Here is a 26,778-nt window from a genome sequence, read left to right on the forward strand (position 1 = left end):
GGAATGGCCAACGATCCGATCATTGACGTCATTCAGCAGAATGTGCCCGCATTTGACGGCCCGGAGCCGGCCGAAAGCGTGTTGATGCCCGATCCGATGAGCATACCGCTGGGCCTTTCTCGCGTCGTGCCCGGAGCCACGGCCTTTTCCAACGCTCTGACTCGCGGCCAATACGAGGGCATGTCTCGTACTGCCCTGTTCGACTCGGCACTCAAGCAGCCGCTGAGCCTCTTTTCCACACTAGAACAGAGCGCCAGGCAAGGCGTCATGAATAGCTATGGCCTCGGCACCGTGTTGAGGGAGTCCCAAGTGCCTTTGCCGGCGCCAAGCCAGGATGCTCCGTACGGTTTTGACCCGGAGGGCCTTGATGTGCCGCCGGGCACTAGCCCGCAAGATTATCTGCAAGGGACGTGGGTCACGCCCGGCATGATAGACCAGAAGCGCGACGAAATGGGCGCGCTGACCGAGGACCAGTATAAGGCGTCGGCATTCTACCGGAATGATGTCCCATACGATCCCGGCATGACCGAGACGCGCGCCGCTGCCCTTGCTGGAATGTCTGACCTGAAAAAGGTGCGTGAGTTCTATGCGCAGAAGCGTCCGTTCAGCGCCTTCATCGGCAATCTGGCGGGCCAGGCGCTCGACCCGATCAACTATGTTCCTGTGGCTGGCCCGTTGGTAAAAGCCGCCGCAATCGGTCGCTTTGGCCGCGTTGCCGGCGAGGCGCTTACCGCCGGTCTCGATGCCGCCGCCAATACAGCCGTCTTCGGAATAGGTACCGCAAATGCGCGTGCGAAATTCGGCGATGACGTTTCGTGGGAGGCGCTAACTTCACAGGTCGCAACCGCCGCATTGATCGGCTCAGCCTTCGGCGGCCTTCATGGATTTTTCGGCCGGAATATCGATCCCGTGGCGCGGGCCGGAGCTGAGGCAAGGTTTGCAACACTGCGCACCACACAGGAGGCCCGCATTGCCCTGAATGAGGGCATCGACGCGCTTGTACGCGGAGAGGATATCAAACTCTCGCCTAACGTCACTCAGCCGATCGCAAGGGTGGCAGCGGACGCCGCGAATCTTTCCCCGGCAACGGCGCCCGAGGCTGCTTTTGTCACCAGGGCGGCCGGCATCCAGGATGTGGCGATATCGATCCAGACCATCAAGGACCAGCACCCCGAGCTTGACCCCGTCACCAGCCCTTCCAAGTTCGATGCGCTGCTGATTGCCGATCTACAGGCGAAGGGCTTCGACGGCGTGGAGAGTAAAGCTCCGGCCGCACCTGTCCCGCTCAAGTTCGACCCTTCGACGGTTGATGTTCCCGAAATGGTGACCGGGCCGAATGGCCGGCCGATCGAGGCGGCTCTCAACCCGACCTCGCCGGCTTTTGGCGAGAGGCTGATTGCCGATGCCGAGGCGCGCCTGCCGGAGCTTCAGAAGAGGCTTGCCAAGGCCAACAGGCCGCACAACCGCTTGCGAGCCAGGCTCGATCAGAACAGCTTCCTGAGCGGTGTTGTTGATCCTCTCGGCACTCTCGAGCGAACTCGAAACCTTCCTGATCTCGTCACGTACTACGAGGCGCAGAAGGCTCGAGGTGAGGCAATCCTTGCCGGCAAGGTCGATCCTACGCAGGCCACACCGGAGCCGCGCACCAGCGGTGTGCAGGAGGCACAGGGCAGGCTCGGCAAGACTGAGAACGCCGCAGCTCTCGCGGATCAGTACGGCGTGAACCCCAACACCGGGGCCTATGGTGAGGAAGCGGACATCATGCATCTCGCTCGCTCCGGCCGGCTGACGGAGGAAGACCAGGCCACGCTCGACGCTGCGCACCAGGAATTCCGAACTGCCAGTGCATTTGGTGAGGCGATGAAATCCCTGGCTACCTGTTTGATCTAGCCAGAGCCGAATCCGCTCCTTCGGCAAGAGCGCAATGGAACGTCGGATGACGTCCCGTCCCTTAGATGGAGCCCTTTATGACTTCGATTCAGATTGATCTGAAAGACGGCCTCAGTAGCTCGACGGCAATCAAAGGACCGGTGAAGGTCGCGACAACCGGCAACATCACCCTGAGCGGTGAGCAGACGATTGATGGAGTTGCCGTGGTCACTGGCGACCGGGTGTTGGTTAAGGACCAAACCTCCGCCTCTGAGAATGGCATCTATATCGTAGACACCGGCAACTGGCGCCGGGCGAAGGATTTCAACAAGACCCGTGACGTTGTGATGGGTACGCAAATCCTCGTCACGTCCGGGAGTCTCTACGCTTCAAGCGGCTGGTACGTCTCGAGCCCCAACCCGATATCGATCGGTTCAACCAATCTGGTGTTCACCCAGAACATCCTTCTGGATGCCGCACAGTTGATTGCCCTGGAGGCGTCGGCTGCGGCTGCGGCTGCGGCTGCGTCGGGTTCCTCGTCGGCTGCGGCGACATCGGCCGCTTCGGCTGCCGCTTCGGCTGCGTCGATCAATCTGCCGGCTGTCGTTGCTGACACCATGCTTGTGGCGAAGCCTGACGCCTCGGGCTATCTGCTCAAAGCAAAGGCCGATGTCCGCGATTTCCTCGACACGCCGGTCTACGTCGCCGATCGCACGGCGGCCAAGGCGCTCGATCCCGCCAAAGACAAGGCGTTCATCATCCATGCGGAAGGCGGCCGAAACGGATCTTTCGTCTATACACTGACGTCATCGCTCTCGACGGCGGAAGCGGCAGCGGCGACTGCCGACACGTCTGAAGGCATCTACTTCACCAACGGCCTTTATACAGCAGTTCGCCAGGATGATTGGCGGGGGCAAGGCGCGAACGCGCACGTGTTCGGTGCGCTCGGCGGCGGTGTCACCAATAACGACACCGTTCCGCTGCTTGCGGCGCCTGCCTTTGTCGGGCGCGGTGGCCGCACAATCGTCTGGCCGAAAGACAGCCACTATCTGAATGACGTCCTCGTCGTCCCTGAAGGCGGGTCGCTGGTCGGGCAGACAGGGCCGTGGAAAGGGTACGCCGGCAACCGTTTCGACTTCTACAATCAGGGTTCGACGATTGTGATGGGGCCAAGCGGCAAGATCAAGCTGTCGGCTGGTTCCACCGTGAAGGACTTGGTGATCATCAAAGAGGGTATCGTCAATACGGTGACGCAGGCGCAGGCGGCGGCTTGGACGGGGACGGCGATCCAGGGCGACACGGACAACTGGTCAGTTCTCGGGTGCTCTATCTTCGGGTTCCAATACGGCATCAACAGCGCGGGCGGCCAGCGGATGTTGATCGACGGCGTGCAGGGCGACTGCTCGAACGGCATATACATTTCGGGCAATTTTGACGTGGGTCAGATCAATGGCTGTCATTTCTGGCCGTTCCTTTCTGCCTATTCAGAGCCCGGCACTCCTGTAACAGCCAATCGTCTGCGGGCCGGCAACGGCCTGACGCTGAAGGACGTAAGCGACTGGACGAAGGTCACGAACAACTTCTTCTACGGCTATATGAATGGCTATCTCATAGACAATGTTCAATCGGTGTCGATGGTCAACAACTCGGCCGACAGTTCCTTCAACGACATTCGGGCGGGGTCTGCTGGCGTGAGCGTCATCAACGGCACCAGCAATCTTCGCATCATAGGACAGCAGGCCGCCGCTCATGCCACAGGCATAAACATAGCCACGGGCGGTGCGACGAATTTCGTCCTTGTGGATGGCCCGAGCGTTTGGGCAAACAACACAGCCGGCATCGTTTGCGGATTGGGCGACGTTGCGGTAACGGGGGCTCGCGTCCGAAACAACACCTTGCACACCACGGCGGCGGGCATCAGGCTAACCGACGGAGCGGGGCTTTGCCGTTTGAGCGACATCACGTTCAACGACTACAGCGGCGCGAACAACATCGCTATCGACATCGCATCCAGTATTCAGCGCGGAAGCCTGACAATTCAGGACGAGACGATCCGCTTCATAAACTGCGGAACCTCGCCTATTCGAGGCGCCGGCTCTTTTGGCACCGAACCTTTGGCGAGCGCCGCTAACATCAGCCTTCCTGGCTACGGTGATTATTTTGTCATCACCGGGGTGACCAGCATCGGCAATTTCGTCAACAACTCATGGGAGGGGCGGCGCCTTGAGCTGCTATTTTCTGCGGCTTTGACACTCGTCCACAGCGGGAGTCTCATTCTTCAAGGCTCCGTCAACGCTGTTGTTACGACCAACACCGTGATGCGGTTTGTTCGCCGTGGCTCGGCCTGGATCGAAACCGGGCGATCAATAAAGTGATGGGGCCAAAGCCATGAAGTGTTTGGTCAAGCGAAGCCTGGCGCCTTCCCGCGTCAGGTGCGACGACAGCTTAACCCACCCGCTCCATTACCAGCGCAAACAGTCCGAAATAGGCGAGGCCGGCTGCAACACTCAGCCCCTCGCCACCGACGTCAAAGATGGCATCGCCGAACAGGTGCGCCAGTACAGCACCGACGAGGACGTAGGCCATGAGCGCAGCGAACTTTTGGCGGTCTGTCATCACTTCGGCCCCCACAGCTTCGCCCCCGCAAGGGCGTGCTTGAATTGTTAACCGAATGAGAGCATCGTTGCCAGCGGAGCTTGAGAACTCCCGCCGATGGCCTTTGCCGGGCCTAGGCAACCAGAGCGTTGGGCGAGGCGATCCTTGCCGGGATCAATATCGACCAACGAAACGACCGTGCTGATTTGCCGTCAGCGCGACCGGCACCACTATGCCGGGAAGGCGACGGCAATACAATACCCGAAAGGGAAAGGCCGTCGCGCATGGTCTCTGGCCATGTTCTCAACTTCCCGGCGCCAGTGCTGACCGCTGGCACCAGGCCTTGAGAAGCCTGTAATCCAGAGAAACCCAATGAACGCACATGTTAGGATATTGAAGCCCTACGGGATGCCGCAGGGAGTAGACCCGCGCACATGGCGGCAGGAAGTCGAGAAGCGCCTGAATGACCTCTTGGACCGCGCCATGAGCCTGATTACCGCACTGGACCTCATGGAAGCCGATTGCGATCTGGAGGACACGGCCGACGACGAGCCGTCGCTAGGCTGCCTCGATGATCTGGAGCAAGACAACTGCGACAACGAGGAGAACGGCGACGCCGAGCCTTGCCCTGATATCGCTGGCGAGCGTGTCATGTGGCCAGACGACATGGATTCGCAGGAAGTGCTGGTGTCGCTATGACCGGCCCGAGCGACAACCTGAACGACCTTGAGGGCGACATCTGCAATCTCTCGACGCTCTTGGAGACCATTTTTGATGTCGCGGTCGAGAGCGAAGACGCTAAGGTCCAGCAGCTTTTATGGATCGCCCGTGATCAGGCAAAGCGATTGACCGAGACAGCGGCGGCCTGCCACCACAAGCTCATGAGCGAGCGCAAAGCAGCCGCCTAATCAATTGCTATTTCGGACACTTGAAGCCCGCTGCCTCACGGTGGCGGGCTTTTTTCATGTCGCGGACATGTCGCATGGATTTGCGGAGGGCTGTTGGAAACCCTTGGAAATCAACGGGAGCCAGTTGCAACATGACGCGACACGAAAGCGCTGGAGCGGCAAAGTTTGCCACTCCGTAAGAGACTGATTTCATTGATGGAAATGATGGTACCGTTGGCTGGGATCGAACCAGCGACCTCCGGATCCACAATCCGGCGCTCTAACCAGCTGAGCTACAACGGCACGTCTGCCTGAGCGGGATCGGCGGAACATAGTCCCCTCGAGCGCTCTGTCGTTCGGCGATGCGTCCTTACGGGCTTATGGATTTTAATTCAAGGCTTTTGCAAAGCAAAGGTCACTTGCCCACATGGAAGCGGATCTGCGGACAAGAAAAAGGCCGGCGGGAGGAGGTGCCGGCCTTTTCCTGTTACGAGCCAGCGGGAGGAGGTGCTGGCTGGTCACCCCGGAGGCGGAGGGAGGAGGTTCCGCCGACCGGGTATTCGTTGATGGCTGCCATCATACACACGATCATTTCAAAGAAAATGCGACCTTTTGTTACATCTTCTGATCATGCGCAACTACTAGGCGGCCTTGATGTCCTTCATCGCCTTCTCGAAAACGGTCTTGATCGGCTTGGAGACATCCTCGGCCGCCTTGGAGGCGACGGTCTGGAACTCCTTGGCCTGCTCGACGGTCATTTCGACGCGCTTGCGCAGGAACGCGGTCTGCAGCTCCACGACTTCCGACAGCGATTTGGCGCCGATCAGCGCCTCGAGATGCGAAAAGCCCGCTTCGGCATTGGCGCGCAGTGCGGCAACGGTCTTGAGCGACAGGTCGCTGGAAACGGTCTTGGCGGACTCGTATGTGGATTCCAGGGCCTTCTGGGTCTCCTCGGCGCCAGTCTTGAGCTTGGCGTAAGCCTCCTTCGACTGCTCAACGCCCTTCTCGGCGAAAGCGCGGATCTGGTCGGTGGCCTTGGAAGCGTCAAAGCTCGGGAATTCAACGTTTTCGATGGTCTCGGCAGTCTTGGTCCTGGACATTTTCCATCCTTTTCAGCGGTAGCGGCTTTGACGGAAAGCCGTCTCGTTCATGTATGATGGCAATATAAAGGCAATTTTTGTGCATTGCAATCTTTGTTGCACTGCACCATAAATTCCGTCTCGGCTGTTAACCAAGAGCCGAAATTCAGGCCTATGCACGTTCTGGCTTGTGGACCTTCGCGCCGCCGGCTTTTATTAACAAAGCGTTAACTGCAAAAAATGCCCGCTGCATGAGGATTTCGCCAGCGCATGCCGTCCGAATATTCCTTTCTCGACGTCGCCGTGCTCGACGCGGTCCGCCAGCGCTTCGCCGCCGGCGACGCGATCGCGATCCTGTCGGCGAATCTGGAGCAGGTGATCTGGGCCAATGGACCGGGTGCCGCGGTGTTCGGCTATCCCGACATCGAAAGCATCATCGGCGCCGAGGCACGGCTGCCGCTGATCGCCCGCCGCCAGATCATGGCAACCAGTGGATTTCCCGACATCGGCAGCGACCGCACCATCACGGTCAGGCTGGCGACCGGCATGTCCAGCCGCGCCATCGGTTTCATTGCAAGTGCTGTGGCGCTGCCCGACGGCGAGAACGCCATCATGCTGGCGGTGCCGGCGGCCCAGACCGGCTCGCGCAGTGCAGCCGAAATCGCCGGCAGGGCCATCAGCGGCTTCACGGAAGATGGCCATTTCATCGCCTTCATCGACGCCAGCGGCAATGTCGAAGCGGCATCGGAGAGCTTTTCGCAGCTCGGCATCGAGCCCGCGACGCTGGCCGCGCTGGTGGCCGATGTCGCGAATGAGGGCGACCGCATCGTCAAGCGCCTGGTTCCGGGCGGCGGCACATCCTATCCGGCGGGTCTCGCCCGACTGACGCCTGAGCGGCATTTGCTGGTGGTGATCGACGAAAACAGGCTCGACGACGGTGCGCTGGCGGAGGGGACTCCAGCGGCCGAGCGTTCCGAAGGACGTGACCGCTCACAGGCCGTCGCCAAGGATATCTCGGAACCGGAGGCACAAGCCGCTGCCGAAGCGGCCGTGCAGGAACCGGCGGCGGCAGAATCCGGACAACCGGCGGCAAACGGTACGCGGGCACAGCACGACCATTGGTATTTCAATGCCGGCGAGGACCGGAGGCATGCGCGCGGCCCAGCCGCGCCGGACGCCGAAGCTGCACCTTCGCCGGCTGTCGCCGAAGGTCCAGCCGAGAACGCGAAGCACGATGTCCAGCCTCTACCTGCCCTGGCAGCCCCGGCCGCCAGGACCGTGGATCGCACGGCGGCGCCGATGCGTTTCGTCTGGCGCACCGACGCCGAGGGCAGGTTCAGCGCGCTGTCGCCGGAATTCGCCGACGTCGTCGGCAAGCCGGCAGCGGATGTCATCGGCCGGCGCTTCAGGGACGTCGCGGCGGCCTTCGGGCTGGATGCGTCCGGCGAGATCGCCGGTCTCCTGGAGCGGCGCGACACCTGGTCCGGCCGTTCCGTGCTCTGGCCGGTCGTCGGCACGGACCTGAAGATCCCCGTCGACCTGGCGGCCCTGCCCGTCTATGGCCGCAGCCGTGCCTTCGAGGGCTTCCGCGGTTTCGGCGTCGCCCGCGCCGGCGACGCCGTCGTCGATCCTGAAGCGATCGGCATGGCGCTGGTGCCCAACAGCGAGGCACCCCCGGCATCGGAACCGGTCGAACCCGCACCCGAGGAACCGAAGACCGAGGAGTTGAAGCCATCGGACCCGTTCCGGGGCGAGGTGCCGGCGCTGACCATCGTGCCGAAGCCTGAACGCCGCTTTGCCGACAAGGTGATCCGTCTGGCCGAACATCGCCAGCCGGCTAACGACAAGGGTCTGTCGACCCTGGAACGCAGCGCCTTCCGCGAGATCGGCGAGCGGCTGAAGAAGGAAAGCAGCCCGGCCGAGCCGGAGGCCGAAAGACCGGGTCCGGACGATGCCGGGCAACCGGAGGCGGCAACGCCGGCGGGGCCGTCCGAGAAACCAGCGGACGCCCGCAAAAACCTTGCGCCAAAGGGCGAAGCCGCACCGGCCGAGCCGTCCGAAACCGATGTCGATGCCGAGGATGCAGAGGATCTCGCCCGGCTCGATGGCGAACGGCCGGACAAAACGGCTGATGAGGAGCCCGCCGACACGGTAGCCGGAGTGACGGGTTCGCTGCTCGACTATGCCGAGCGGAGCGAGGAACCAGCGCCGATCGCCGACAACAATGACGAGACCCCGGCTTCCGAACCGGCGGCGGCGCAGACGGAACGGGAGAGCGAAGAGCCCGTCGCGGCGGCAGGCGAACCGACCGTCGCCGGCGCCAACGATGACATTGCCGACGACGAGAGCATGACATCGGCCGATTTTCGCGATGCCGAGGACAGTGAGGACTGGGTCGGGGACGAGGAAGCGTCCGCGACCGATGAGCAGGCCGCAACCGCCGAGGGGGCCGCCGGCACAAGCGACGCGGTGGAGGCTCCGGTCGAGCGGCCACGCCTCAAAGTGCCTCCGCTCAAGCTCGAAGGGTTCGTGCCGTCGGCCTTTGCGGTCGGAGACGAGAGCAAGGCTCCCGACACCTCGCTCCTGAGCAAGCTGCCCGTGCCGCTGCTCATCCATTCCGGGGATGAACTTCATTACGCCAACGAGGAGTTTCTCGTCCTGACAGGCTATGAGACGCTCGATGAACTGGCGGACGCCGGCGGGCTGGGCGCGCTGTTTGCCGATCCCTATGGCCATGACGGCGCCGCCGAGGGCGCGGACCGGGCGTTGCGGCTGAAGACGCATGGCGGGCAGGAATTTCCAATCGAGGCTATCCTGCGTTCGGTTCCGTGGCGCGACGGCAAGGCGCTGATGCTGGTGGTGCGCCGTTCGGGCGAGGATGAGGCACCGGCGGCACTGCATGCGGCCGGCGACGAGCAGACGCAGCCCGATATTTCCGAGCTCAAGGCGCGCATCGCCGAGATGCGCACCATCATCGATACCGCCACCGACGGCGTCGTGCTGATCGGCCGTGACGGCGCGATTCGTTCCATAAGCCGTCCAGCCGAGGCGCTGTTCGGCTTCGACAGCGACGACGTGACCGGCAAGCCGTTCGCCTCGCTGTTCGCCATCGAAAGCCAGCGCGCGGCGCGCGATTATCTCGACGGCCTGTCCGAGCCCGGCGTGGCGAGCGTCCTGAACGACGGCCGCGAAGTCATCGGCCGCGAGGCGCAGGGCCGCTTCATTCCGCTGTTCATGACCATCGGCCGGCTGCCCAACGACAGCGGGTTTTGCGCGGTGGTGCGCGACATCACGCAGTGGAAGAGGGCCGAGGAGGACCTGACCCAGGCGCGTGCGGTGGCCGAGCGCGCCTCCTCGCAGAAGACGGATTTCCTCGCCCGCATCAGCCACGAGATCCGTACGCCGCTCAATGCCATCATCGGCTTTTCCGAACTGATGGTGGACGAGAAATTCGGGCCGGTGGCCAATGACCGCTACCGCGATTACCTGCGCGATATCAACCGATCGGGCAATCATGTGCTCGATCTCGTCAACGACCTTCTCGATATCTCCAAGATCGAGGCCGGCCAGCAGGAAATGGCCTATGAAGCGGTGTCGCTCAACGACACACTGGCCGAGACGGTGGCGATGATGCAGCCGCAGGCCAACCGCGAGCGCGTCATCATTCGCTCCAGCTTCGCGTCGCGACTGCCGGAAGTGGTGGCGGACCTGCGCAGCGTGCGCCAGATTGCCCTCAACATCCTGTCGAACGCCATCCGTTATACCCAGGCCGGCGGCCAGGTGATCGTCTCGACCGCCTATGAGACCTCGGGCGATGTCGTCATGCGCGTGCGCGACACCGGCATCGGTATGAGCCAAGCCGAGATCGAGCAGGCGTTGAAGCCGTTCAAACAGATCAATGCATTGAAACGGGGGCGCGGCGACGGCACCGGTCTCGGCCTGCCGTTGACCAAGGCGATGGTTGAAGCGAACCGCGCCCGTTTTATCATCACCTCGACGCCCGGCGAAGGAACCCTGGTCGAGATCGCGTTCCCGTCGACGCGCGTGCTTGCGGAATAGGCAAGCTCCCGTCCATCCAGCCGCCTGGAAAAGAAAAGGCGCCCAACAGGACGCCTTGAAAGATGGGATTTGCTGTCACAACGGGGGCTTGAGCGAATTCAGATCCTCCGGGGGCTGAGGAACGGGATTTCTCCCTCAAGTTACGTGCGACTATCGACGCCGGGCCTTAACAAGTCCTTACCAGGTCCCGAAAAAATTTACGAATGTGTACCACTCGTGAAATCTAGGTAAATTCGCGCGGCAGATTTGATTAACCATGCCGGGCGGGCGGTCACTCGGCCAATTGCGGCAGGTTTCTGAACAGCTCGAGCGCCTCGGGATTGGCGAGCGCCTCCTTGTTCTTGATGGCGCGGCCATGCACGACGTCGCGCACCGCAAGCTCGGTGATCTTGCCCGATTTGGTGCGAGGAATGTCTGACACGGCGATGATCCTGGCCGGCACGTGGCGCGGGCTGGCGCCGGCGCGGATTTTCGCCCGAATGCGCTTCTCCAGATCCTCGTCGAGCTGAACGCCGGCGGCCAGCCGCACGAACAGCACCACGCGCACGTCATTGTCGAAATCCTGACCGATACAGAGCGCCTCCAGGATTTCCGGCATCTGCTCGACCTGATTGTAGATCTCCGCCGTGCCGATGCGCACACCACCCGGATTGAGCGTCGCGTCGGAGCGGCCATGGATGATCATGCCGCCATGAGCGGTCCACTCGGCGAAGTCGCCATGGCACCAGACATTGTCGAAGCGCTCGAAATAGGCAGCCCGGTATTTCTTGCCCTCGGGGTCGTTCCAGAAGCCGATCGGCATTGCCGGGAACGCCTTGGTGCAGACTAGTTCGCCTTTCTCCTGCCTGACCGGCTTGCCGTCGTCGTCCCAGACGTCGACAGCAAGGCCGAGGCCTGGTCCCTGGATCTCGCCGGTCCATACCGGTTCAGTCGGGACGCCGAGGACGAAGCAGGAAACGATGTCGGTGCCGCCGGAGACCGATGCCAGATGCACATTCTTCTTGATCCCGTCGTAGACGAAGCGGAAATCCTCGGGCGACAGCGGCGAGCCCGTCGAGGAGATGGCGCGCACGGTTGACAGATCATGGCTTTGGATCGGCTTGAGGCCGGCCTTGCGTACCGAATCGATGAATTTCGCCGAGGTGCCGAAGAAGGTCATCTTCTCGGCGTCGGCGAAGTCGAACAGCGCATTGCCGTTGGGGTAGAAGGGCGAGCCGTCATAGAGCAGCAGCGTCGCGCCCGAAGCGAGGCCCGACACCAGCCAGTTCCACATCATCCAGCCGCAGGTGGTGAAATAGAAGAAGCGGTCGCCGTCGAGCAGGCCTGCGTGCAGGCGATGTTCCTTGAGGTGCTGGATCAGCGTTCCGCCGGCCGAATGGACAATGCATTTGGGAATACCGGTCGTTCCGGACGAGAACAGGATGTAGAGCGGATGCGCGAACGGCAGCCGCTCGAAGGTGACCTGCCTGACCGCGAAGGGCGACAGCGCCTCTTCCATCGCCACGGCCTTTTCGATCGTATCAGCGACATCGGCCGAGGTGCCGAGATAGTCAACGACCACCACCTTGCGGACAGTGCCCAGCTTTGCGGCCACCGCGGCGATCTTGTCGGCGACCTCGATCGCCTTGCCGTTGTACCAGTAACCATCGGGGACGATGAAGACGACGGGTTCGATCTGCCCGAACCGGTCGAGAACGCCCTGCTCGCCGAAATCCGGTGAGCAGGACGACCACACCGCGCCGATAGAGGCGGTCGCGAGCATGGCGGCGACTGTTTCCGGCATGTTGGGCATCATCGCAGCGATACGGTCGCCTTTCTTGACCTTGAGCGACAAGAAGAGTTGCTGGAAGCGCGAGGTGAGCGCATGCAGTTCGTTCCAGGACAGCCGGCGCTCGACCTTGTCCTCGCCGCGAAACACGATCGCCTCTCCTGCTCCGGTCTTCTTCAGGAGGTTCTCGGCGAAATTCACCATCGCGTCGGGAAAGAAGGCCGCTCCCGGCATCTTCTCGCCAGCGACGAGCACACGCTCGCTTTCGGCGCTGCCCTTGTCGCCGACGATGCCGCAAAAATCCCAGACCAGGCTCCAGAACGCTTCGCGGTCCGCCACCGACCAACGGTGAAGGTCGGCATAGGAAGTCACGGATATGCCGCTTTTTGCAGCGGCGGCCTTCATGAAGGCGGTCAGCGGCGCAGCGTCAATCTGGTCCTGCGTCGGGGTCCAGAGTGGTACTTCGGCAGCCATGATGGGTCCTCCCAGGATCGCCACCGCTTATGCATATTGCGCCGCAGCAGAGCAAGATTTTGTTCGGCCGAGGCGTCCAGATGTGCGCAAATGCCATCGCCGGGCCATAAAGACTTGAAATGCCTCGACCCTAAGTCGTAGTGACGACTAGAAGTCGTAGTGACGACTGGAAGTCGTGGTGACGACCGGGTTTACACCCGCCGGACGATTTTTGTCGGAACGAAAGCATACGGGGCGATATGCCATCATCTTTGATCCGACGCGGAACATGGGCGATCGGCGCTGCCGTGATCGTCATCGCGCTGGTGGTCGCCGCCCTGCCGCTGATCGCTTCGACGCGTATCGTGCGCGATCGTATCGCCTGGGAATTGAGTGCCTGGAGCGGTTTCCGGGTTGCCATCGAAGGCTCGCCGCGCATCGAGGTCTGGCCGAACTTCCGGGCGATCCTGACGGATGTGACGCTTTCGAAGTGGACCGACGTCGACGCACCGCCGGTCGTCGAGGCCGAACGGGTCGAGGTCGACCTCTCGGCCATGGCGGCGCTGCGCGGCGACGTGGTGTTTTCCACGGCGCGGCTGGTGCGGCCGACGATCAGGGTCCAGCGCACGGCGAGCGGCCTGTTCCTGCCCACCGCTCCGACCGGCGGCCGCATCGCACGCGCCATCGACGTGGCGCGCGGCGTGGTCGGTGCGGACCCCGCCAAACCCGATCTTGACAAGCTACCGGCCGACACTTTCGGCACGGTGGAGTTCAGGGACGGCCGCATGGTGGCGTCCGTCAACGGCAAGGACGAAGAGGTGCTGAGTAGCCTGAGCGGCCAGGCGACATGGGCGGCGATGAACAGCAATGCGACGCTCTCGGCGACCGGCATCTGGCGCGGCGAAAGCGTCGCCGTGGATGCCGCATCGCCGAAGCCGCTGGTGTTGTTTGCCGGCGGCATGGCGCCGCTCACCCTGTCGTTCAAGGCGGCGCCCGCCACCTTCTCCTTCGACGGCACGGCCAGCATGTCCGAAAACGCCTATTTCGACGGCCAGGCCAAGTTTTCAGCGCCCTCGTTGCGGCGTGTGCTCGAATGGTCGCAGGCCGATATCGCGCCGGGCGCCGCGATCGGCTCCGTCAGCATCTCGAGCAAGGTGACCGCGACGGCGGGGCGCGTCAAATTCGAGAACACCGCACTCTCCCTCGACAATAACCCAGGCATGGGTGCGCTGGACCTGTCGCTTGGCGACGCACAGCCGGTGATCTCCGGCACGCTCGCCTTCGACACGCTCGATCTGAGGTCGTTCCTGTCCGCCTTCACGCCGCTCGGGCCGGCAAGCGGGGCAGGTCCAAGCGAAGTCGACACGAATTTCGCCGACCGGGTCAATCTCGACCTCAGGCTGTCGGCGGCGCACGCCACGGCAGGCTCCATCCAGCTTGCCGACGTCGCCGCCACGGCGCAGGTCAAGGATGGCCTGTCCGTTTTCGACATTTCCGATGCCTCGGCCTTTGGCGGCAACATCCAGAGCAGCCTTCGCTTCGACCGCAAGCCCGAGGGCAGCCAGGTCGAGATCCGGCTGCTGGCTTCCGATATCGATGGCGGCGCTTTCGGCACGGCGGCCGGGATGACGCGGCTGGTGCCGGTCGGCACGGGGACCGTGTCCGTCATCCTCAAAGGGCCCGGCAGGACCTGGGACTCGATCTTCGAAACCGCCGACGGCTCGGTTTCGGCGACCTTCGGGCCAGGCGCGCTCAGCAAATTCAACCTGCCGGCCTTTCTCAAGCATACCGAACAGGGCGGCTTCTTCGCACTTGACGACGTCTCGGACGGGACACTGCCGATCGATGGCGCCGAACTGAAGGCCACCATCTCGAAAGGCGTGGCGAGGCTGGACAAGGCCGAAGCCAATTCGGCGAAGTACAAGATCTGGCTTTCCGGCATCGCCTCCTATGCCGGACGGGGGCTGGCGCTGTCAGGCGGTGTCATCCAGCCGGACCAGGTCGCCACGCAGGCAAACGGCCAACAAGGCCCCAAGCAATCGTCCTTCTTCGTTGGGGGGACATGGAGCACGCCGTTCATTTCGCCGATCAACCGCGGCGTGTCGGGCGAATAAGCAGCCTTTCGGCCTCGTTGTTCAAGCATGATCTCTGGACAAACGGAACCGTTTGTCCGCGAAAACCGGTTCCCACTTTTCGGGATCATGCTCAGCCTATTCGGGCATGATCTCGCCCGAAAACCGGTGCCCACTTTTCGGGATCATGCTCAGCCGCGTTGGGCGGCCTGCTCGTCGCGCTGGCGCTGGACCTCGCGACGCTTATTGGCAAGCGAAGCGACGATGACGCCGACCGCGACGACCGCGATCAGAATGGTGCAGGCGGCGTTGATCTCCGGCGTCACGCCGAGACGAACCTGGCTGTAGATCTTCATCGGCAGCGTGGTCGCACCCGGCCCCGAGGTGAAGCTGGCGATGACCAGGTCATCGAGCGAGAGCGTGAAGGCAAGCATCCACCCCGACACGATCGCGGGCAGGATGACGGGCAGCGTGATCTGGAAGAATGTCTTGACCGGCGGCGCGCCGAGATCCATCGCCGCCTCCTCGAGCGAGCGGTCGAAAGATACGAGGCGCGACTGCACGACGACGGCGACGAAGCACATCGTCAAGGTGGTGTGTGCGAGTGTGACGGTGAGGAAGCCCCGGTCGAGGCCGACAGCGACGAAGAGCAGCAACAGCGACAGGCCGGTGATGACTTCGGGCATGACCAAAGGCGCGAACACCATGCCGGAGAACAGTACCCTGCCCCGGAAACGCGTGTAGCGTGTCAGCGTCAGCGCCGCCAACGTGCCGAGCACGGTCGCCGCCGTGGCCGAAATGACGCCGACGCGCGCCGTCACCCAGGTGGCGTCCATGAGGCCCTGATTGTGGAACAGCGACACGTACCATTTGGTCGAAAAGCCGCCCCAGACGGTGACCAGCTTGGATTCGTTGAAGGAGAACACGATGAGCAGCACGATCGGCAGATAGAGGAAGGCGAAACCGAGCACGATCGAGGTGATGTTGAAGCGGCTCCAGCTGCTGTTCATTTGTCCTGCTCCTGCGCCTTCGCCTGGGCCTGCTGGAAGATCATGATCGGGACCGTCAGCAACAGCAGCAGGATGACGGCGACAGCTGAAGAGACCGGCCAGTCGCGATTGGCGAAGAACTCGTTCCACAACGTCTTGCCGATCATCAGCGTCTGCGAACCGCCAAGCAGATCGGGAATAACGAATTCGCCGACCGCCGGAATGAACACCAGCAGGCAGCCGGCGATGACGCCGGGCAATGACAGCGGGAACGTGATCTTCCAGAATGCACTGGTCGGCGGACAACCAAGGTCCTTGGCCGCCTCGATCAGCGAATAATCCATTTTTTCCAGCGACGAATAGAGCGGCAGCACCATGAACGGCAGGTAGGAGTAGACGATGCCGATGAAAATCGCCGTATAGGTGTTGAGGATGACCAGCGGCTGGTTGATCAGATGCAGCGACAGAAGCAACTGATTGAGCAGCCCCTCGGGCTTCAGGATGCCGATCCAGGCATAGACCCGGATCAGGAACGAGGTCCAGAACGGCAGGATGACCAGCATCAGCAAGGTCGGGCGGATCGTCGCCGGCGCGCGGGCCATGCCGTAGGCTATGGGATAGCCGACGATCAGCGTCAGCACGGTCGAGATCGCCGCGATGATCAAGCTGGTGACATAGGCGTTGAAGTAGAGCGCGTCCTGCGTCAGCCAGGCATAGTTGTCGAAGTTGAGATCGCGAAAGCCCGCGAAGAAGCCGGAGATGCCGTCGCTGAAATCAAGCACCGGCGTATAGGGCGGCATGGCGATCGCCGTCTGCGACAACGAGATCTTGAAGACGATGATGAAGGGGACGAGGAAGAAGAACAGCAGCCAGAGATAGGGAATGAAGATGACGAGACGATTGACGAAGCCGGCGCCCAGCCGCGCCAGCAACGGTTTTGCCGCGGCCGGTAGGGCGGCGTCGGTGGCGGCGATGTCGGACATGTCAGCCCCCTACCGCGTCAGCACGACGCCGGCATCCGGCCGAAAAGAGACCCAGGCGCGGTCGTTCCAGGTCAGCTGGTCCTCGGTGATGCGCGCTGCGTTCAAGGCGCTTGCCCGCACGAGCTGCCCGTCGTCCAGCCGGACGTGGTAGACGGTCATGTCGCCGAGATAGGCGATGTCGTAAACCTCGCCCTCCAGCGCATTGACGCCCTCGGCCGGCTTCTTGGACGACACCTTGATCTTCTCCGGCCTGATCGCGAAGACGATATCGGCGCCCGCGGCGGCGGCATTGCCGGCATTCTCGACGAGGATCTGGGCGCCGGTCGCTCCGGTGATGAGCGCCGTCTTGTCCGTCCGTTCGGCAACCTTGCCCTCGAACATGTTCACGTTGCCGACGAAATGCGCGACGAAGCGCGACGCCGGGGCCTCGTAGACTTCCGCCGGCGTCGCGACCTGCATGACCTCGCCCTTGTCCATGATGGCGATACGGTCGGCCATGGTCATGGCCTCTTCCTGGTCGTGGGTGACAACGACGAAGGTGAGGCCGAGTTCCTGCTGAAGGTCCATCAGTTCGAACTGCGTCTCCTCGCGCAGCTTCTTGTCGAGCGCGCCGAGCGGCTCGTCGAGCAGCAGCACCTTCGGCCGCTTGGCGACCGAACGGGCGAGCGCGACACGTTGGCGCTGGCCGCCGGAGAGCTGGTGCGGCTTGCGCTTGGCGAACTGCTCGAGCTTGACCAGCTTGAGCATCTCGGCGACGCGCCTTTCGACGTCTGGCTTGGCCATCCCTTCCTGCTTGAGGCCGAAGGCGATGTTGTTCTCCACAGTCATATGCGGAAACAGGGCATAGGACTGGAACATCATGTTGACCGGCCGGCGATAAGGCGGGATGCCGCGCAGATCCTGGCCGTCGAGCAGGATGCGGCCGGCCGTCGGCTCCTCGAAGCCGGCGAGCATCCTGAGCAGCGTCGATTTTCCGCAACCGGAGGCGCCGAGCAGGGCGAAGAACTCACGCTCGAATATGGTCAGCGAGAGGTTGTTGACGGCGGTGAAGTCGCCGAACTTCTTGGAGACATTGTCGAACTGGATGTATGGCTTGGCGTTCGGATCGTTCCAAGGCGCGAAATCCCTGCGGATGCTGCCAAGCGATTTCATGTGCCCACTCCGTCCTGCTGCTTTGCCCCATCGAAAAGAAGGAGACCCGGCAGGGTGACTGCCGGGCCTCCTCGGACTGACTACTGACCGGTGACGATTTTGGTCCAGGTGCGCGTGATGACGCGCTGGGTCTTGGGATCGTAGGGCGAGATCGTAAAGAGCTTCTGCAAGGTCGCGGCGTCCGGGTAGACAGCGGGATCCTCCAGAAGCGCCTTGTCGACGAATTGCTGGGAAGCCTTGTTGCCGTTGGCATAGAGCACGGCGTTCGACGATTTGGCGATCACCTCCGGCTTCATCATATAGTTCAGGAACTCATGCGCCTCGGCGACATGCGGCGCATCGGCAGGGATAGCCATCTGGTCGAACCACATTTCGGCGCCTTCCTTCGGCACGGCGTAGCCGATCTCGACGCCCTGCTTGGCCTCCTCGGCGCGGTTGCGCGCCTGGAACACGTCGCCCGACCAGCCAACCGCCAGGCAGATATCGCCATTGGCCAGAGCGTTGATGTATTCGGAGGAATGGAACTTCCTGATGTAGGGCCTGATCTTCATCATCAATTCCTCGGCCTTGGCAAAATCGTCCGGCGACGTGGTCTCAGGATTGATGCCGAGATATTTGAAGGCGGTCGGGAAGATGTCGGTCGGCGAATCCAGGACATAGACGCCGCAATCCTTCAGCTTGGCCAGCTTTTCCGGATTGAAGAACACGTCCCAGCTGTCGATCTTGTCGGTGCCGAGCGCTGCCTGCACTTTCTTGATGTTGTAGCCGAGGCCGACCGTGCCCCACATGTAATTGATTGAATATTCGTTGCCCGGATCGTATTTCGCGGTCCGTTGCGAAACCGTGTCCCACATGTTGGAGAGGTTCGGCAGTTTCGACTTGTCGAGCTTCTGGAACACGCCGGCCTGGATCTGGCGGGCAAGGAAATTGCCGCTCGGGACGACGACGTCGTAGCCGCTGCCGCCGGCAAGCAATTTGGTTTCCAGGATCTCATTGGAATCGAACGTGTCGTAGACCACCTTGATGCCGGTCTGCTTGGTGAAATCGTCGATGACCGAGGGGTCGATATAGTCCGACCAGTTGAAGACATTGACGACGCGGTCCTCGGCGTGGCCGCCGAGCGTAAAGAGCGCCAGAAATGCCGAAGTCGCCGAAAGCCAGAGCGCTTTGCGGATCATGCTATTCTCCTTTGTGAGTGTTCCATCGCCGGCGCGTCGCGGTATCCGCGCGGCCGGGCATTTGCTTCAGACTATTGAGCTTTCCAGGAGGCGACAAGCGCCAATTGCCGCGCCGCCGGCTGTCGCAAGCGATGCTCGCGCGCCACTGTCCTGGGCTGGAAGGAGTCGCCGCATCGTCAGAAGCTTTCGCCGCCGCGCAGGCAGAAATACTGGGATGTGATCCGGTCTCGATCGGGTCGCCGGGGAGACTTGGCAAGATAAGCCTGTCTTGTTGTTGCCGTGGTCCCAGCCTGCCCGCGCGGCAGCGAACTTGTCAATGGCAAAGCTAGGGCGCCGCATCAATTCGGCGACGGCACGCCGGTGACCCCTGCCCTGACTGGCCGCGTCTGTCGCTTGAACTCCAGTCCGATATGGACGAGCAGCGCCGTGACCACCACCGCGCCGCCGACGATGGTGCGGCCCGACGGCACCTCGGAGTGGATCAGCCACACCCATATCGGCCCGAGGATCGGCTCGAACGTACCCAACAGCGCGGCGACGGCGGCCGGGATCAGCCTCGCGCCGGTGGCGAAGAAAGCGAGGCCAAGGCCCAGATTAACCACCCCGAACACGAAGAGAAAACCCATGTCGATGCCCGATACGGCGAAGGTCGAAGCCTGCGAGGCGGCAAAACCCGCCGCCAGGATCGTGCCGAGGCAGGTCGCCGGCGTCATGCGCACGCTGGAGAAGCGCCGGGTGATGACCGTGGCGATCGAGAACATGACGGCGATCAGCAGCGCCAGCCCGTCGCCCATGGGCGAAACGGCGCCATCGAGCGATTCCGACACCATGATGGCGACACCGGCGATGACGGCGGCAATCGCCAGCCAGGTCGCGACCGCCACTCTTTCGCGAAAGAGCGCCCAGGCAAACAGCGCCGCAAGCAGCGGCACGCCGGCCTGCATCAACAGGATGTTGGCGACGGTGGTGTAGGCAAGCGCCACGACAAAAGAGGTCGACGCGGTGGCGAAGCAGAAGCCCACGGCAAGGCCAGGCAGGCCCATGCCGCGAAACGACCTCAGCATGCCGCGCCAGCCGTCACGCCAGACCATGAAGCAGAGCAGGAAGGCGGCCGCCCACACGGAACGCCAGAACACCACCGTCCAGCTGTCGCCGGCGGTGATGAAGCGGGCGATCGTGCCGCCGAAACTCCACATCAATGCCGACAGGAACACGAGCAGGAAGCCGATGCGCTCCTCCCGCTGCGGGACGGTCGATGAACGAGCGATCGGCGATGATGCTGTGTCGGTCATGGGTACGACTGTCGAGGTTTTGAGAACGGCAGAATGCGCAGGGGACGACAAAAACGTACCTTATTCGCGTAACGCAAAGGCGCGGGTCCGGCGTGATCCAGAGACCGGCGGCGATTGTGGCAAGTCCGCCTTGCGAAGCGTCACTGGAAATCGAAGGCGCTCAGGCCTGTCACCATCTCGTCGAGGCCAAGCGGGCGCGTCACCGGCGGCTCGGCGCGCGTCAGGCAGCCGACGCGCTCGCAAAGCCGGCAGGCGGGCCCGACCGGCGTCGCCGCTACCGCGCCAGCTCCGCCTTTTCCGGCCGTCGGGCCGGGAAGTGCCGCACCGTAGACGATGTCGTCGCGAAAGCCGATGTCGCACCCCAGCAGCAGCGCAGTACGGCGCGGCCGCTCGGAGAACGCGCCTTGCGGCCCTTCCAGCGTGCGGGCGATGCAGAGGAACTCGGCGCCGTCGGGCATTTCCACCGCTTCCACGAAAATCTGGCCGGGCTGGCTGAAGGCGACGTGCACGGGAAGCTTGGGACAAGCGCCACCGAAGCGGCTTTGCGGAAAGCCCAGGCTGCCGGCTTTGCGGAAGCGATTGCCGGCATTGTCGATCTCCAGCATGAAGAACGGCACGGCCGAGGCGCCTTGCCGCTGCAGCGTGGTCAGCCGGTTGGCCGCCTGCTCGAAGGAAACGCCGAAGCGCGAGCGCAGCACGTCGATATCGTAGCGGGCACGAACGGCCGCCGCGTGGAAAGCCTGGTAAGGCATCATCAGCGCATGCGCCGCGTAGCGCCCGAGTTCGAACCGGGCGAGGCGGCGGGCCTCATCTGTGGACAGTTTCAACGCCTGGATCTCGCCGGCTATCGCGACGGTCATGCGGATCAGGCATGCCTCCATCGCCGTTTCGCGTAACTGGTCGAACGGCGACAGGCGCTCGGACAGGAACAGGCGCTGCGAATGGCGATCGTAGCGGCGGCGCCAGTTCGGCATGGTGGCGACCGGCAGCACCTTGACGACGATGCCGTATTCGCGCTTCAGCCAGCCCTTCAGCGCAGCAGACAAATCATCGCCGGGATCGAGCACCGAAGTGAATGCTTCCGCCTCTTCCTCGATATGCGCAAAATGGTTCGGCCGACGCTCGAAAATCTCATGCACCTCGTCGATCGGCAGGCGGGCGCTAGAAAGCGCCGTCGCCCGCCCCTCGCGCGCAAGAAGCTCGTTGAGATCGGACAGGCGCTCGGCCTGTTCGCGATAGGCACGGAACAGTTTTATCACGGCCGCGGAGGCATTGGGCGCGGCTTCGGCAAGCTCGATCAGTTCCTGGTCTCCCGGCAATTCGCCAGCCAGCAGCGGATCGGCAAACACTTCCCTCAAGGCCGCGACAGAGCCGCCCGCTTCGCCCTGCAGCTCATGCGGATCGACCTTGTAGACGGACGCCAGCTTCAGGATCAACTGCACCGTCAGCGGCCGCTGGTTGCGCTCGATCAGGTTGAGATAGGATGGCGAGATGCCGAGGCCTTCGGCCATTGCCGTCTGGGTCAGGCCCTTGGCGTTGCGGATGCGGCGGATACGCGGCCCGGCAAATATCTTCTGGTCGGCCATAGGGCTCCTTAACAGGAATTTACATTGCCGTCGCTGCTACGCTTCCATGCGATTTTTACAATAATTACAAATTTACCTCGCCCATCTGTCAAACACAATACAGATTTTCCCTTATTGATGGCCTGATTCTTCGATTTCCATGGTTCTTTTCGCCTTGCACTGTAAATTCAGTCACATTCGAACGCGGCGAGGAATGCCGTGGAGCCGCAAAGAAACAATCCTCCGGAGTAGAGCATGACTGATTTTTACAACCTCGTCCCCTCGGCCCCCGAGGGCCGCTTCGATGGCATCGAACGCCCCTATTCGCCGGAGGATGTGACGCGACTGCGCGGCTCGGTGCAGATCCGCCAGAGCCTGGCGGAAATGGGCGCCAACCGGCTGTGGAAGCTCATCCACGAGGAGGACTTCGTCAACGCGCTCGGCGCCATGTCCGGCAACCAGGCCATGCAGCAGGTGCGCGCCGGGCTGAAGGCGATCTACCTGTCTGGCTGGCAGGTCGCCGCCGACGCCAACACCGCCTCGGCCATGTATCCGGACCAGTCGCTCTACCCGGCCAATGCGGCGCCCGAACTCGTCAAGCGCATCAACCGCACCTTGCAGCGCGCCGACCAGATCGAGACCTCCGAAGGCAAGGGGCTTTCGGTCGATACCTGGTTCGCGCCTGTTGTCGCCGATGCCGAAGCCGGCTTCGGTGGGCCGCTCAACGCTTTCGAGATCATGAAGGCGTTCATCGAGGCAGGTGCCGCCGGCGTCCATTACGAGGATCAATTGGCGTCGGAAAAGAAGTGCGGCCATCTCGGCGGCAAGGTGCTGATCCCTACCGCGGCCCACATCCGCAACCTCAATGCCGCACGCCTGGCAGCCGACGTGATGGGCACGCCCACCCTGGTCGTGGCGCGCACGGACGCGGAAGCGGCAAAGCTGCTCACCTCCGACATCGACGAGCGCGACCAGCCCTTCGTCGACTACGACGCCGGCCGCACGGTGGAAGGCTTCTACCAGGTGAGGAACGGTATCGAGCCCTGCATCGCGCGCGCCGTCGCCTACGCTCCCCACGCCGACCTGATCTGGTGCGAAACCTCGAAGCCCGACCTGGCGCAGGCGAGGAGATTTGCCGAGGGCGTGCACAGGCATCACCCCGGCAAGCTGCTGGCCTATAATTGCTCGCCTTCGTTCAACTGGAAGAAGAACCTCGACGACGCCACCATCGCCAGGTTCCAGAAAGAGCTCGGCGCCATGGGCTACAAGTTCCAGTTCATCACGCTGGCCGGTTTCCACCAGCTCAATTACGGCATGTTCGAACTCGCCCGCGGCTACAAGGAGCGGCAGATGGCAGCCTATTCGGAGTTGCAGGAAGCCGAGTTCGCGGCGGAGGCCAACGGCTACACCGCGACCAAGCACCAACGCGAGGTCGGCACCGGCTATTTCGATGCCGTGTCGATGGCGATCACCGGCGGACGGTCATCGACCACGGCCATGCATGAATCGACCGAGCACGCCCAGTTCAAACCGGCTGCGGAATAGCAAACCAGGGATCTCGGCAAACGCCCAAGGGCATACAGCAAGGAGAAGACCAATGGCATCGATAAGCCGCGTCAAGGAACGGGCCGAAGAGCAGTCGACCACGATGAGCATCGACCAGCAAGCGACGATCCGCATGCTGGCCAACGATCTGCACCGGCTCAACCAGTCGGTGATGAAGGCGGTGGAAGCCGGCGTCTCGGTCGAGCTGGTGCGCTCGGCACGACACCATGGCGGCGACGGCAATTGGGGGGACCTGTTGATCCCGGTCATCGTCACGCAGCAAAGCCATGGCTGATCGAAGATCGCGCAGGCCCGCCTCTCACCTGCGCAGTGTATGCGCAGGTGAATTTTATTTTCATGCAACCAAGGAATGGACAGAGCAGTACAGTACTGTTGCTTGAATTGACTGCTGCGGGAATGCTTTCCCCAGCTTTTTATTTCGGCTTGACAGGGACCGCGATCTCACGCCAATTGTCGCCTGATTTCAACTCTGCATTGAAATGGGACGAGTTTCTTGGCTGACTTGGGTGCCCAGTGAAGCGTGACGACGAAAGCGCGAAACATCCGAATCTGGTGACCCGCGATTCAGCCACGGAGACGATCCGCCAGACCTCGCAGGTGCTCGTTGTCGGCAAGTCCCCGATCAATCGGGTGGTGATTTCCAAGATCGTCGAGCGGTCCGGGCTCAAGCCGATCTCGGAATCACCCGAGATGGCGGCGAAGACCTTGCGCTTGCTGGTCCTGGCCGTGATTGTCCTGGACGGCGGCGCCGATAACAGGGACTGCGACACTCTGATGCCCGGCATCGAGATGTTGCGGCGGGCTTCGGGTAAATCGCTCCCTCCGGTGGTACTGCTTTCAACCAAGAACGGCACGCCGGAGAGCCTTGGCCTTTCAAACGTCGTCGACGCGGTGGTGGCCAAACCGATTACGCCCGAGCGCTTGCAGCCGGTGATTGATCGGCTGGTCAACCGCTGAAGGCGGCAAGCAAGCCTATCCGGCGAGGCTTTCGATCAGTTCGGGCAGTTGTCCGAGATCGGAGATCTGCCGGAAGCGCGGTTCGGCAATGGGCGCTTCGACATGTTCAAGCACCCAGGTCAATTCATGCGGCACATGAACGCCCCAGCCGCCGGCCTCGATGGCCGGCACCACATCGGACTTCAGCGAATTGCCGACCATCATGCTCCTGGCCGGGCCGTCGCCATGGCGACTGAAAACGCGCGCATAGGTAGCCGCGTTCTTGTCGCTGACGATCTCGATCGCGTCGAACAGATCGCCAAGACCGGACCCGGCCAGCTTGCGTTCCTGGTCGAACAGATCACCCTTGGTGATCAGCACGAGGCGATAGGCGCCGGCGAGCCGTTCCACCGTCTCGCGCGCATGCGGCAAGACCTCGATCGGGTGGCTCAGCATCTCGCGACCGGCGCCGAGGATCTCCGATATGACCGAAGCCGGCACGCGAGCTTGCGTGACCTCGATCGCCGTCTCGATCATCGACAGCGTGAAGCCTTTGATGCCGAAACCGTAGACGGCAAGATTGCGTCTCTCCGCCTCCAGCAGCCGTGCCGAGATATGTTCCTCTTCGCCGTGATCGGCAAGCATGGCGGCAAAGCGCTTCTCGGTTATTCGGAAGAACTGTTCGTTCTGCCACAGCGTATCGTCGGCATCGAAGCCTATGGTGGTCAGTTCGCCGGTCTTCTGCATCGACGCATCTCATATGTGAACGAGGCTGAACCTAATCTCGCAGCCGCGATTTTCAACCGCAACGGCCAATGCCGGCTGCTCCCCTTCCCTTCGGTCGCCGGGCACAGCTATACTCCCAAATCCGCAACCCAATCTGGTGAATGATGCCGCCTGCAAAAAAGGAAGTCCGTCCGTCGAGCCGCGGAGGGCGCGCCCGCACGCCTGCCTTCGTGAAAAACCTGCGTGGTGTGAAGAACTGGAAGGAAGTCAGCGAATGGCTGGAATGGCGCGGCATCGAAGACATCGAATGCATTACGCCTGACCAGGCCGGCGTTGCCCGCGGCAAGATGATGCCGTCGAAGAAATTCACCTCCAACACCTCGCTGGCGCTGCCTTCAGCCGTGTTCATGACCACCATCTCAGGCGGCTATCCCGAGGACGGCAACGGCTTTCATTATCCCGAGGACGACGGCGACCTCAAACTCATGCCGGACCTGTCGACGCTGACGGTGGTGCCCTGGGAGGAAGACCCGACGGCCGCCGTTATCTGCGACCTCGTCCACCAGGATGGCCGCTCGGTGGAATTCACGCCGCGCAACGTCTTGAAGCGTGTTCTGGCCGCCTATGACAGGCGCGGGCTGAAACCGGTGGTGGCGCCCGAGATCGAGTTCTATCTGGTGCGCAAGAACCCGGATCCGGATTATCCGCTGACGCCGCCCGTCGGCCGTTCGGGGCGGGCGATCGGCGGCGGCGCCGGTTATTCGATCGCCGGCGTCAACGAGTTCGACGAGCTGATCGACGACATCTATCATTTTTCCGAAAGCCAGGGCCTGGAGATCGACACGCTCATCCATGAGGAGGGCGCCGGCCAGCTCGAGATCAATTTGCGCCATGGCGATCCCGTCGAACTCGCCGACCAGGTGTTCATGTTCAAGCGCACTATTCGCGAGGCGGCGCTGAAACACGAAATCTACGCCACCTTCATGGCCAAGCCGATCCAGGGTCAGCCGGGCTCCGCCATGCACATCCATCAGTCGATCATCGACAAGAAGACGGGCAAGAACATCTTCTCGGCCGAGGACGGCTCGGAAACCGAGGACTTCTTCCATTTCATCGGGGGCATGCAGAAGCATGTGCCGAACGCGCTGGTCATGTTTGCGCCCTACGTCAATTCCTACCGCCGGCTGACGCAGTCCGCCTCGGCTCCGGTCAACAACAAATGGGGCTACGATAATCGCACAACGGCATTCCGCGTGCCGCGCTCGGATCCGGCGGCGCGCCGCGTCGAAAACCGCATCCCCTCCTCCGACGCCAATCCCTATCTGGCAATGGCCGCTTCGCTCGCCTGCGGGCTGATCGGCATCACCAACAAGATCAAGGCCGAACCTCCGGTGCTGACCACCGCCAATGCCGACGAGATCGACCTGCCGCGCAGCCTGCTCGAAGCCGTCGACCTGTTCGAGGGCGACGAGGAACTCTGCGCGCTTTTGGGCAAGTCCTTCGCCGCGACCTATGCGGCGATCAAGCGGGCGGAATTCGAGACGTTCATGGAAGTGATCAGTCCTTGGGAGAGGGAGTATTTGTTGCTCAATGTGTAGGGGAGTAGGGG

General features: G+C 62.4%; 20 protein-coding genes and 1 tRNA gene. 10 read left to right on the forward strand and 11 right to left on the reverse strand.

The genetic code is table 11. The features are described 5' to 3' along the window. The first annotated feature begins 3 nt into the window (after positions 1–3). Positions 4–1,890 carry a hypothetical protein gene (locus FJ426_RS24580; protein WP_140825550.1) on the forward strand — a complete coding sequence of 629 codons (1,887 nt, stop codon included), beginning with the start codon at positions 4–6 and terminating at the stop codon, positions 1,888–1,890. A gap of 77 nt (positions 1,891–1,967) precedes the next feature. Next, entirely contained in the window at positions 1,968–4,244 is a 2,277-nt protein-coding gene (locus tag FJ426_RS24585; protein WP_140825551.1) for a hypothetical protein, read from the forward strand. Between the two features lie 70 nt (positions 4,245–4,314). Here FJ426_RS24585 and FJ426_RS31495 read toward each other — a convergent pair whose 3' ends face one another. Continuing rightward, on the reverse strand, positions 4,315–4,485 hold the full coding sequence (locus tag FJ426_RS31495; protein WP_181175046.1) for a hypothetical protein: 171 nt from the start codon (positions 4,483–4,485) through the stop codon (positions 4,315–4,317). A 351-nt stretch (positions 4,486–4,836) separates the two neighbouring features. Between FJ426_RS31495 and FJ426_RS24590 the strand changes: the two genes are divergently transcribed. Continuing rightward, a complete protein-coding gene (locus FJ426_RS24590) occupies positions 4,837–5,163 on the forward strand; it encodes a hypothetical protein (protein WP_140625424.1) in 327 nt (108 codons plus the stop codon). Then, the gene (locus FJ426_RS24595) at positions 5,160–5,372 is read left to right on the forward strand and encodes a hypothetical protein (protein ID WP_140625423.1); all 213 of its coding nucleotides are present in this window, start codon (positions 5,160–5,162) and stop codon (positions 5,370–5,372) included. The genes FJ426_RS24590 and FJ426_RS24595 overlap by 4 nt, the downstream gene beginning before the upstream one ends. 205 nt (positions 5,373–5,577) lie before the next feature. Here FJ426_RS24595 and FJ426_RS24600 read toward each other — a convergent pair. Both FJ426_RS24600 and FJ426_RS24605 read right to left on the reverse strand, forming a co-directional pair. Further along, positions 5,578–5,654, reverse strand: a tRNA-His gene (locus FJ426_RS24600). Positions 5,655–5,992: 338 nt separating this feature from the next. Further along, positions 5,993–6,451 (reverse strand): phasin, encoded by a 459-nt coding sequence (locus tag FJ426_RS24605; RefSeq protein ID WP_140498518.1) that lies wholly within the window; start codon positions 6,449–6,451, stop codon positions 5,993–5,995. Between the two features lie 249 nt (positions 6,452–6,700). Here FJ426_RS24605 and FJ426_RS24610 point away from each other — a divergent pair, with 249 nt between their 5' ends. Continuing rightward, positions 6,701–10,489, forward strand: a complete 3,789-nt coding sequence (locus tag FJ426_RS24610; protein WP_140561366.1) for a histidine kinase dimerization/phospho-acceptor domain-containing protein — start codon at positions 6,701–6,703, stop codon at positions 10,487–10,489. A 271-nt stretch (positions 10,490–10,760) separates the two neighbouring features. Here FJ426_RS24610 and FJ426_RS24615 read toward each other — a convergent pair whose 3' ends face one another. After that, entirely contained in the window at positions 10,761–12,731 is a 1,971-nt protein-coding gene (locus tag FJ426_RS24615) for an acetoacetate--CoA ligase (protein WP_140625421.1), read from the reverse strand. Between the two features lie 239 nt (positions 12,732–12,970). Between FJ426_RS24615 and FJ426_RS24620 the strand changes: the two genes are divergently transcribed. Then, a complete protein-coding gene (locus FJ426_RS24620) occupies positions 12,971–14,824 on the forward strand; it encodes an AsmA family protein (RefSeq protein ID WP_140498521.1) in 1,854 nt (617 codons plus the stop codon). A gap of 149 nt (positions 14,825–14,973) precedes the next feature. Here FJ426_RS24620 and FJ426_RS24625 read toward each other — a convergent pair whose 3' ends face one another. The 6 genes from FJ426_RS24625 to FJ426_RS24650 all read right to left on the reverse strand — a co-directional run bounded on the left by FJ426_RS24625 (position 14,974) and on the right by FJ426_RS24650 (position 21,962). Next, complete coding sequence (locus FJ426_RS24625) at positions 14,974–15,792, reverse strand: ABC transporter permease subunit (RefSeq protein ID WP_140513402.1); 819 nt, start codon at positions 15,790–15,792, stop codon at positions 14,974–14,976. Further along, positions 15,789–16,754, reverse strand: coding sequence for an ABC transporter permease subunit (locus FJ426_RS24630; protein WP_140561369.1), 966 nt, complete (start codon positions 16,752–16,754; stop codon positions 15,789–15,791). The genes FJ426_RS24625 and FJ426_RS24630 overlap by 4 nt, the downstream gene beginning before the upstream one ends. Positions 16,755–16,763: 9 nt before the next feature. Continuing rightward, positions 16,764–17,906 (reverse strand): ABC transporter ATP-binding protein, encoded by a 1,143-nt coding sequence (locus tag FJ426_RS24635; protein WP_140561371.1) that lies wholly within the window; start codon positions 17,904–17,906, stop codon positions 16,764–16,766. 80 nt (positions 17,907–17,986) lie between these two features. Next, entirely contained in the window at positions 17,987–19,084 is a 1,098-nt protein-coding gene (locus tag FJ426_RS24640) for a polyamine ABC transporter substrate-binding protein (protein WP_140561373.1), read from the reverse strand. A gap of 338 nt (positions 19,085–19,422) precedes the next feature. Then, positions 19,423–20,376: a DMT family transporter gene (locus FJ426_RS24645; protein WP_140525264.1), complete on the reverse strand. Its 954-nt coding sequence runs from the start codon at positions 20,374–20,376 to the stop codon at positions 19,423–19,425. Positions 20,377–20,516: 140 nt separating this feature from the next. Continuing rightward, on the reverse strand, positions 20,517–21,962 hold the full coding sequence (locus FJ426_RS24650) for an XRE family transcriptional regulator (protein ID WP_140561374.1): 1,446 nt from the start codon (positions 21,960–21,962) through the stop codon (positions 20,517–20,519). 234 nt (positions 21,963–22,196) lie between these two features. On the opposite strand from FJ426_RS24650, the gene aceA reads away from it, so the two are divergent. From aceA to FJ426_RS24665, 3 genes are all read left to right on the forward strand, one after another. Then, on the forward strand, positions 22,197–23,486 hold the full coding sequence (gene aceA / locus FJ426_RS24655; protein ID WP_140498528.1) for an isocitrate lyase: 1,290 nt from the start codon (positions 22,197–22,199) through the stop codon (positions 23,484–23,486). 52 nt (positions 23,487–23,538) lie between these two features. Then, a complete protein-coding gene (locus FJ426_RS24660) occupies positions 23,539–23,781 on the forward strand; it encodes a hypothetical protein (protein WP_140498529.1) in 243 nt (80 codons plus the stop codon). 239 nt (positions 23,782–24,020) lie between these two features. Then, a complete protein-coding gene (locus FJ426_RS24665) occupies positions 24,021–24,464 on the forward strand; it encodes a response regulator (RefSeq protein ID WP_140513394.1) in 444 nt (147 codons plus the stop codon). Positions 24,465–24,479: 15 nt separating this feature from the next. Here the strand turns inward: FJ426_RS24665 and FJ426_RS24670 are convergent, their stop codons facing one another. After that, positions 24,480–25,190, reverse strand: coding sequence for an HAD family hydrolase (locus FJ426_RS24670; protein WP_140561376.1), 711 nt, complete (start codon positions 25,188–25,190; stop codon positions 24,480–24,482). Positions 25,191–25,330: 140 nt separating this feature from the next. Here FJ426_RS24670 and FJ426_RS24675 point away from each other — a divergent pair, with 140 nt between their 5' ends. Further along, positions 25,331–26,767 (forward strand): glutamine synthetase family protein, encoded by a 1,437-nt coding sequence (locus tag FJ426_RS24675; protein ID WP_181168425.1) that lies wholly within the window; start codon positions 25,331–25,333, stop codon positions 26,765–26,767. Positions 26,768–26,778: the final 11 nt, after the last annotated feature.

This window comes from Mesorhizobium sp. B2-6-4 (assembly GCF_006441495.1).
Taxonomy (GTDB): domain Bacteria; phylum Pseudomonadota; class Alphaproteobacteria; order Rhizobiales; family Rhizobiaceae; genus Mesorhizobium.